At 63.9% G+C, this 8,764-nt stretch carries 8 protein-coding genes; 7 read left to right on the top strand and 1 reads right to left on the bottom strand.

The genetic code is table 11. The features are described from left to right. Positions 1 to 76: 76 nt before the first annotated feature. Positions 77 to 982, bottom strand: coding sequence for a LysR family transcriptional regulator (locus tag NUV89_RS25060; protein ID WP_017736142.1), 906 nt, complete (start codon positions 980 to 982; stop codon positions 77 to 79). A 214-nt stretch (positions 983 to 1,196) separates the two neighbouring features. Between NUV89_RS25060 and NUV89_RS25055 the strand changes: the two genes are divergently transcribed. The 7 genes from NUV89_RS25055 (at position 1,197) to NUV89_RS25025 (ending at position 8,686) form a co-directional block, all read left to right on the top strand. Further along, entirely contained in the window at positions 1,197 to 1,808 is a 612-nt protein-coding gene (locus NUV89_RS25055) for a cysteine dioxygenase (RefSeq protein ID WP_257783435.1), read from the top strand. After that, complete coding sequence (locus tag NUV89_RS25050; protein ID WP_257783434.1) at positions 1,805 to 3,388, top strand: rhodanese-related sulfurtransferase; 1,584 nt, start codon at positions 1,805 to 1,807, stop codon at positions 3,386 to 3,388. Before NUV89_RS25055 ends, NUV89_RS25050 begins: the two co-directional genes overlap by 4 nt. Positions 3,389 to 3,582: 194 nt before the next feature. After that, entirely contained in the window at positions 3,583 to 5,103 is a 1,521-nt protein-coding gene (locus tag NUV89_RS25045; RefSeq protein WP_257783433.1) for an FAD-binding protein, read from the top strand. Between the two features lie 45 nt (positions 5,104 to 5,148). Continuing rightward, on the top strand, positions 5,149 to 5,514 hold the full coding sequence (locus tag NUV89_RS25040) for a ferredoxin family protein (RefSeq protein ID WP_257783432.1): 366 nt from the start codon (positions 5,149 to 5,151) through the stop codon (positions 5,512 to 5,514). 156 nt (positions 5,515 to 5,670) lie between these two features. Next, positions 5,671 to 6,645, top strand: coding sequence for an ABC transporter substrate-binding protein (locus tag NUV89_RS25035; protein ID WP_257783431.1), 975 nt, complete (start codon positions 5,671 to 5,673; stop codon positions 6,643 to 6,645). Between the two features lie 11 nt (positions 6,646 to 6,656). Beyond that, positions 6,657 to 8,006 carry an LLM class flavin-dependent oxidoreductase gene (locus NUV89_RS25030; protein WP_257783430.1) on the top strand — a complete coding sequence of 450 codons (1,350 nt, stop codon included), beginning with the start codon at positions 6,657 to 6,659 and terminating at the stop codon, positions 8,004 to 8,006. Further along, positions 8,003 to 8,686, top strand: coding sequence for a peroxiredoxin-like family protein (locus NUV89_RS25025; RefSeq protein WP_257783429.1), 684 nt, complete (start codon positions 8,003 to 8,005; stop codon positions 8,684 to 8,686). Before NUV89_RS25030 ends, NUV89_RS25025 begins: the two co-directional genes overlap by 4 nt. Positions 8,687 to 8,764: the final 78 nt, after the last annotated feature.

Below are 8,764 nucleotides of genomic sequence, written 5' to 3'. Positions count from 1 at the left end.
AGTTAGAACAGCTTTGACTGACACACCGCATTCGCGAGCAAGCCCGCTCCCACATATAAAGCCGCTTTCACTGAAGTTAAGCAGCGTCTCTGATCTTGTGCAACGAAGCCGCAACCAACTTGCCAAACGCATCCACCGGCCCCTGCAAGTTGCCCAGGAAGTGCGGATAGATCAGCCACAAATCCATCACCGGCTTGAAGTCCTTGAGCGGCATCACCGCCAGTTGCTCCCGGTGGGCGCTACGCTCCAGCAACGGCCGCGGCACCAAACCCAGCCCCAGGCCATCGGCGACCAGGCCCAGTTGCAGCTCGGTGCCAAACGTCTCCAGGTTCACCCGCAAGGCCAGGCCCTGATCGGACAAGGTGCGCTGCAACCCCGCACGGAAGCCGCAGCCATCCGGGTTGAGAATCCAGCCGTCCTGGTACACATCCGCCAGCTTGCACGGCTTCTTCGGTAACTGCGCCTTGGCACACACCACCACCAACTCCATCTTGCCGATGGATTCGCCAACGATGTTGTCGGGGAAGATCTTGCCCGCCGGGAACAACGCCGCCGCCGCGTCCAACTCACCGCGCTCGATCTTGCCCACCAGTTGGCTGCCCCAGCCGGTGGCGACCTGGGCGCGCAGGTCGGCGTATTCGGTGCGCAGGTGCTTGAGGGCATCGAGCAGCACCACGTCGCCGATGGTCTGCGGCACGCCCAGGCGCAGCAGGCCGGTGGGCGGTGCGTCGGTGGCCACCAGTTCCCGCAGGGCATCCATCTCGCGCAGGATCAGCCGGCATTGCTCATACACGCGGGTGCCGATCAATGTGGGTTTGAGCGGCTTGGTATTGCGGTCGAACAGCTCCACCCCCAGCGCCTGCTCAAAGTTCTGCACGCGACGGGTGATGGCGGGCTGGGTCAGTTGCAATGATTCGGCGGCATGGCTGATGGACTGGCAACGAATCACTTCGACAAAGGCGTCTATATCGTCAATTTTCATTTGGGCCGCACATAGAGAACAGTCAATAAGATGTGTGCGAAGCATAGTTGCAGGATTGCTATCTGAATAGTCCGCGCTGTGATCGATAACGTCTAAGCCTAGTCGGCGCGGTTCTAAATTACCTTCAGCTATAAGCTAATCATTAAAAAATAGCATATTAACTATAAACATTATGCTTAGATAAGCCTCATCAACACCGACTGATGGAATCGTCATGACCCAGGCCACGCACCCCGAAAGACTCAGAGCCTTTATTGGCGCCCTGGCGGAACTGATCGACGGCAACCCACGCGAAGGCGACCTGTTGCACCGTGGCGGCAAGCTGTTGGCGCAACTGGTCAGCCATGATGACTGGCTCCCCGATGAATTCGCCCAACCCAACCCCGAGCGTTACCAGCAGTTCCTGCTGCATGCCGATTCGCGCCAGCGCTTCAGCATCGTCAGCTTTGTGTGGGGGCCGGGGCAAAGCACGCCGATTCATGACCATCGGGTGTGGGGGCTGATCGGCATGTTGCGCGGCGCAGAGCTTTCCCAAGGTTTCGCACGCGCCCCCGACGGCAGCCTGGTGGCCGAGGGCAAGCCGATTGCATTGGTGCCGGGCCAGGTGGAAGCGGTGTCGCCCAAGGTCGGCGACATCCATCAAGTCAGCAATGCCCACAGCGACCAGGTGTCCATCAGCATCCATGTGTACGGCGCCAATATCGGTGCGGTACGCCGCGCGGTGTACCAGCCCGACGGCAGCGAGAAACTGTTTATCTCCGGTTATTCCAACGCCTTCCTCCCGAATATCTGGGATTTGTCCAAAGAAAAGAGCCCTGCCCTATGAGCACCGTATCGACCCGAAGCTTCGCCCAGATCCGCCAGGCCCTGTTGGACCGTCATGAAGTCGCCCTGATCGACGTGCGCGAAGAAGCGCCGTTCGCCGAATCCCACCCGCTGTTTGCCGCCAACATCCCGCTGTCCAAGCTGGAGCTGGAGGTGTACTCGCGTATTCCACGCCGTGATACCCAGGTCACCGTCTACGACAACGGCGAAGGCCTCGCCGCCCGCGCCGCCGAGCGCCTGGTCGCGTTGGGCTACACCCAGGTCAGCCTGCTCGACGGTGGCCTGGACGGTTGGCGCCAGGCCGGTGGCGAGCTGTTTATCGACGTCAACGTGCCCAGCAAGGCCTTTGGCGAACTGGTGGAAAGCGAGCGTCACACGCCGTCCCTGGCCGCCGAAGAAGTGCAGGCCCTGCTCGACAGCCAAGCCGATGTGGTAGTGCTCGACGCCCGCCGTTTCGACGAATACCAGACCATGAGCATCCCCACCGGCATCAGCGTGCCCGGGGCTGAATTGGTCCTGCGCGCCCGTGAGCTGGCGCCCGATCCGGCCACGCGCATTATCGTCAATTGCGCCGGACGCACCCGCAGCATCATCGGCACGCAGTCGCTGATTAACGCCGGCGTGGCCAACCCGGTAGCGGCGTTGCGCAACGGCACCATCGGCTGGACGCTGGCCGGGCAGAAACTCGCCCACGGCCAATCACGTCGCTTTGCACCGACCTCGGAAGAACACCGCCAAGTCGCCGCCGTGGACGCGCACCGCGTTGCCGACAAGGCCCGCGTCGGCCGTGCCAGCCTCGCCGACCTAACGCGTTGGCAGCAGGAAGCACAGCGCACCACCTACCTGTTCGACGTGCGCACCCCGGAAGAATTCGCAGCCGGCCACCTGCCGGGCGCGCGCTCGACGCCGGGCGGCCAACTGGTGCAGGAAACCGACCATGTGGCCAGCGTGCGCGGTGCACGCATCGTGCTGGCGGATGATGATGGTGTGCGCGCCAATATGTCCGCGTCCTGGCTCGCCCAACTGGGCTGGGAAGTGCATGTGCTGGACGGCCTGCAAGCGGCACATTTCAGTGAGCAAGGTGCGTGGGTCGCCCCCGTGCCAGCCCCGCCGCAAGCCGAGTCGATCAGCCCGCACACCCTCGCCGAGTGGCTGGCCCATGGCGATACCGTGGTGCTGGACTTCACCGCCAGCGCCAACTACGTCAAGCGCCATATCCCCGGTGCCTGGTGGGCCTTGCGGGCGCAACTGCCCGCCGCCCTGGCCAAGGCGCCCGCCGCCGAGCGCTACGTGTTGACCTGCGGCAGCAGCCAGTTGGCGCGCCTCGCGGTGGCCGAAGTCGAAGCCATCACCGGCAAGCAAGTGTTCCTGCTGCAAGACGGCACCGCCGGCTGGATCAACGCCCAACTGCCGCTGGAAGAGGGTGAAAGCCACCTCGCCTCGCCGCGCATCGACCGCTATCGCCGCCCGTACGAAGGCACCGACAACCCCAAGGAAGCCATGCAGGCGTACCTGGACTGGGAATTCGGCCTGGTGGCCCAACTGGCCCGCGACGGCACCCACGGTTTCTACGTGATCTGACCACCCCCGATCCACCTGCACCCACACCGGGTGCAGGCACCCATCCGACCCCTCTCCAGGCGGAGGCTGAACCCCTGTGGCGAGGGAGCTTGCTCCCGTTGGGTCGTGAAGCGACCCCAGGCAACCAAGGCATCAAGGACTGGGCCGGCGCCTATTACTGAACACGCCTGGCGTACAACTTCTGAGGCCCCGACATGACTGAATTGAGCTGCGATGTGTTGATCGTCGGCGGCGGCCTGGCGGGCACCTGGGCCGCCATCGCGGCGGCCCGCGAAGGGGTCAGGGTGATCCTGGTGGACAAGGGTTACTGCGGCACCAGCGGCGTCACCGCCACCGCCGGCCCAGGCCATTGGTGGGTGCCGCCCGGCGCCCGCGAAGCCGCCATCGACAAACGCCTGGGCACCGCCTACGGCCTGGCCGACGCGCGCTGGATGGCCCGCGCCATCGACACCACCTGGACCAGCCTGCCGGGCCTTGGCGACTACTACGCCTTCCCGCAAAACCAACACGGCGATACCCAATACCGTGGCCTGCGCGGCCCGGAATACCTGCGCGGCCTGCGCCGCCGCGTGCTCGACAGCGGCGTGACGATCCTCGACCACCACCCGGCCCTGGAGCTGCTGCGCGACGACCACGGCCGCGTGGCCGGTGCTCGTGGCTGGCGGCGACAGGCCGGTGGCGACTGGCTGATCCGCGCCGGCGCGGTGGTACTGGCCACCGGCGGTTGCGCGTTCCTCTCGCGCCTGCTGGGCAACCACACCAACACCGGCGACGGCTACCTGATGGCCGCCGAAGCCGGTGCCGAACTGTCGGGCATGGAATTCTCCAACTACTACTGCATCGCCGCAGCGGGCAGCAGCATGACCCGTTCGATGGTGTACAGCTTTGGCGACTACTTCGACGCGGCGGATCGGCCCTTGGCGATCAGTGGCGGCCCGGGGTTTACCGAGGACTTGGCCAGGGCGCTGCTCAACGGCCCGGTGTATTGCCGCTTGAACCGGGTGCCCGCCGAGATTCGCGCACAGCTGCCGAGCATCCAGCCTAACTTGATGCTGCCGTTTGATCGGCGCGGGGTGGACCCGTATCGCCAGCGGTTTGCGGTAACCCTGCACCCCGAAGGCACCATTCGCGGCGTCGGGGGTTTGCGCCTGCTTGATGATGACTGCCAGACCAGCGTGCCCGGCGTGTTCGCCGCCGGTGATGCGGCCAGCCGTGAACCGATTGCCGGCGCCACATCGGGTGGCGGCGCGCAGAACTCGGCGTGGGCGTTGTCCACCGGGCAATGGGCCGGGCGCGGCGCGGCACGCTTGGCGCGGCTCAAGCTTGCGTATCACGGCGCACTGCATGGGTTCGATGGCGCTGCGGGGGGCAGTGCGCAACTGATCCAACGGATCCAGGCTGAAGTCCATCCACTGGACAAGAACCTGTTCCGCAGCGGCGAGCAATTGGACCGCTCGCTGCGCGAACTCGACAACATCTGGGATCAGGTGCGCAGCACACAGCCTGGCACCAACCCCCTACGCGCCCGCGAAACCGCCGCCATGGCCGCCACTGCGCGCTGGTGCTACACCGCGGCCGCGTTGCGCAAGGAGAGTCGCGGCATGCACCAGCGCAGTGACACGCCGCAGCAGAGCGCGCGGTATGACGGGCATTTGCGCGTGTCCGGTGTGGACCAGATACAAACGCGCTTCGACCCCATTTCCCCGAGCTATTAGAGGGCTCCCTCGCCACAAGTGATTCACACACAAGAGATACCCAACATGATTGAACTGATCTACTCCGACCTGTGCAACGGCTGCGGCCACTGCATCACCGTGTGCCCCACCAATGTGCTGGCCGCCGACGGGCTGGGCAAACCCGTAATCGCCGAGCAACAGGCCTGCCAGACCTGCTTCATGTGTGAGTTGTATTGCAGCAGCGATGCGCTCTACGTCGACCCGGACGTCGAACACCCGCGCCATCCCGACCCAGTGGCAGTGCGTGAGGCCGGGTTGCTCGGGCAATACCGCCGCGACTCGGGGTGGGATGAATGGGCGGATGATCCCAGGCATCAGAATGAGCATTGGCGCATGGATGGGATCTTTGCGTTGGCGCGCAGCCCTCAATCAAATGCAACAAACAAATAATCAATCACCACATAATCAATATTTTTAATAATTAACATATAACCAAAAAGAACTTCACAGAGCGTTCTTATGGGAATAACGTCAACCCACTCACCGACCCCTTCTCCAGGCGGAGGTAGCCGAACCCTTTCTTGATCTGCCTGGAGCCTGCATCCCATGGTCTTTACCACCCCCTTCAAACGCCTGCTCCTGGGCACTGCCCTCGCCCTCGGCCTGCTCGGCACCGCCCACGCCGCCGACCTGCAACCGCTGCGGGTGGCCAATCAGAAATCGACGATCAAGGCGCTGCTGGAAGTCTCCGGCGAAACCAAAAATGTGCCCTACGAAATCCAGTGGTCGGAATTCCCCTCGGCCTCGCCCTTGGGCGAAGCCCTGAATGCCGGTGCGGTGGATATCGGCGCCCTCGGCGATGCGCCTTACGTCTTCGCCCTCGGTGCAGGGGCCTCGCTCAAGGTGGTCAGCATCATCCACGCCGAAGGGCGCAACACCACCGCCCTGCTGGTGAACAAGGACTCGCCGATCAAGACCGTGGCGGATCTGAAAGGCAAGAAAATCGTCACCGGGCGCGGTTCCATCGGCCATTACCTCGCGATCAAGGCCTTGGCCACTGCCGGCCTGAGCACCAAGGATGTGCAGTTCATTTTCCTGCTGCCCAGCGAATCGCGCCTGGTGCTGGACAACGGCACCGCCGACGCCTGGGCCACCTGGGACCCGTACACCACCGTGGTGACCTCCCAAAGCAAGGCTCGCGTGCTGATCAGCGGCAACCAGCTGTTGAGCAACCACCTGTACCTCGCCGCCACCAGCCAAGCCATCGCCGACAAGCGCCCGCAGCTGGATGACTTTGTCGCGCGCGTGGACCGTGCCTACGCCTGGGCCAACGTGCACCCCAATGAATACGCCGCAGCGCAAGCCAAGATCACCGGCCTGCCCCTGGAAGTGCACGTGGAAGTGGCCAAGGACACGCGCCTGACGCCGGTGGCCATCGACGATTCCGTCATCAGCGGCCTGCAAGCCACCGCCGACATCTACCAACAAGAAGGCCTGCTGACCAAGCACATCGATGTGTCCCAGGGTTTCGACAAGAGCTTTAACGCCAAGCGTGCCCCCCTCAACCAAGCCTCGCGCTAAAGGAGCAGAACATGAGCAAGCCACGTCAACTCAAACTCGGAGCCATGGTTCATGGTGTCGGTCACGGCTGGGGCGAATGGCGCCATCCAAACGCCCAACCCAACGCCAGCACGAATTTTGCCTTCTACAAGCAGCAGACTGAACTGGCCGAAGCGGCCAAGTTCGACTTCGTGTTCATCGCCGACAGCCTGCATATCCACGCCAAATCCAGCCCGCATTACCTCAACCGTTTCGAGCCGCTGACCATCCTCTCGGCACTTGCCGCGATCACCACGCATATCGGCCTGGTGGCCACGGTGACCGTCAGCTACACCGAGCCCTACCAGGTGGCGCGCCAGTTCGGGTCCCTGGACCATATCAGCGGCGGCCGCGCCGGCTGGAACGTGGTCACCTCGTGGCTGAGCGGCACCGCCGACAACTTCGGCAAGGCCGAGCACCCGCCGCACGCGGTGCGCTACCGCATCGCCAAGGAACACGTGCACGCGGTCCAGGGCCTGTGGGATTCCTGGGAAGACGACGCCTTTGCCTACGACAAGCAAAGCGGCGAGTTTTTCACCCCGAGCAAGCTGCACGCGCTGAACCACAAGGGCGAATTTTTCTCGGTCAAAGGTCCGTTGAACATCGCCCGCTCACGCCAGGGCCAGCCGGTGATTTTCCAGGCCGGCACCTCCGAAGACGGGCGCAACTTTGCCGCGGAAAACTCCGACGCGATCTTTGTGCATGTGGAGAGCATCGAGGAAGGCCTGGCGTATGCCCAGGACCTGAAACGCCGCGCCAAGGGCTTTGGCCGTGACCCGGACAGCCTGTCGATCCTGCCGGGCATCCGCCCGATTGTCGGCCGCGATGCCGCCGAAGTGGAAAGCCGCTATCAGCAAGCCGTGGACCTGGTCACCGTCGAAGATGCCATCGTCGCCCTCGGTCGCCCGTTCAACGACCATGACTTCAGCAAATACCCGTTGGACGCGCCGTTCCCGGACCTTGGCGACCTCGGCTCCAACAGCCAGAAAGGCGGTTCCGACCGCATCAAGCAGCTGGCCAAGGACGAAGGCCTGACCCTGCGCGAAGTGGCCTTGCGCTTCTCACGGCCCAAACGGGATTTTGTCGGCACCCCGGAGCAAGTCGCCGACGCGATCCAGACCTGGTTCGAAACCGGTGCCAGTGACGGTTTTATCGTCAACTCGGTGCTGCCGGACGGCCTGCAATACTTCACCGAACTGGTGGTGCCGGTGCTGCAACAGCGCGGCCTGTTCCGCAGTGAATACAGCGGCCACACCCTGCGCGACAACCTTGGCCTCGATGTGCCGGCCAACCGTTACAGCGTCGCCGCCGAGGTTGAAGAGCAGCAGGAGGCGCTGGCATGAGCGAATCCCTCAACCGCCAGTTGGCCGACCTGCACGCCGAGCGTGTAGCGACCTGGGCACCGGCGTCGTTGCAGGTCAATATCGACCAGCGTCAGCGCCTGCTGGACGAGGCCCGGCCGGACGACTACGTCCAGGTCGGCGACGAGCTGGACCCGTTTACCTTGCTCAACGTCGAAGGCGGCGAACTCAACCGCGATCTGCTGCTGGCCGACGGCCCGGCGGTGCTGGTGTTCTTCCGCTTTGCCGGCTGCCCGGCGTGCAACATCGCCCTGCCCTACTACGAGCGCCAGCTCTACCCGCGCCTGCGTGAACTCGGCGTGCCGCTGGTGGCGGTGAGTCCGCAAGTGCCTGAGCGCCTGGTGGAGATCAAGACCCGCCACAACCTGCAATTGCTGGTGGCCAGTGACCAGGACAACAACCTGGGCCGGCGCCTGGGGATTCTGTACAGCTTTGACGAGGCGTCGCGTAATGCCGCGTTGGCCAAGGGCAACAGCATTGGCGAGACCACTGGCACCGGCACGTGGGAGTTGCCGCAACCAACGGTGGTGGTGATTGCCAAGGACGGCACGGTGGCGTTTGTGCAGGTGAGCCCGGATTGGTTGGTGCGCACGGAGGCTGAGCCGGTGTTGCAAGTGGTGGAGCGCTTGCTCGCCGAGCAGCCCGTACGCCTGGCCATCTAAGCCCACAATCCAATGTGGGAGCGGGCTTGCTCGCGAATGCGGTGGTTCAGTTAGTGAATCAGTTGCCTGACACACCGC

It is taken from the genome of Pseudomonas sp. 18.1.10, from assembly GCF_024655625.1.
In the GTDB taxonomy this organism is placed as follows: domain Bacteria; phylum Pseudomonadota; class Gammaproteobacteria; order Pseudomonadales; family Pseudomonadaceae; genus Aquipseudomonas.
The sequence above is the reverse complement of the archived record's forward strand: the minus strand, read 5'-3'. Positions and strand labels throughout refer to the sequence as shown.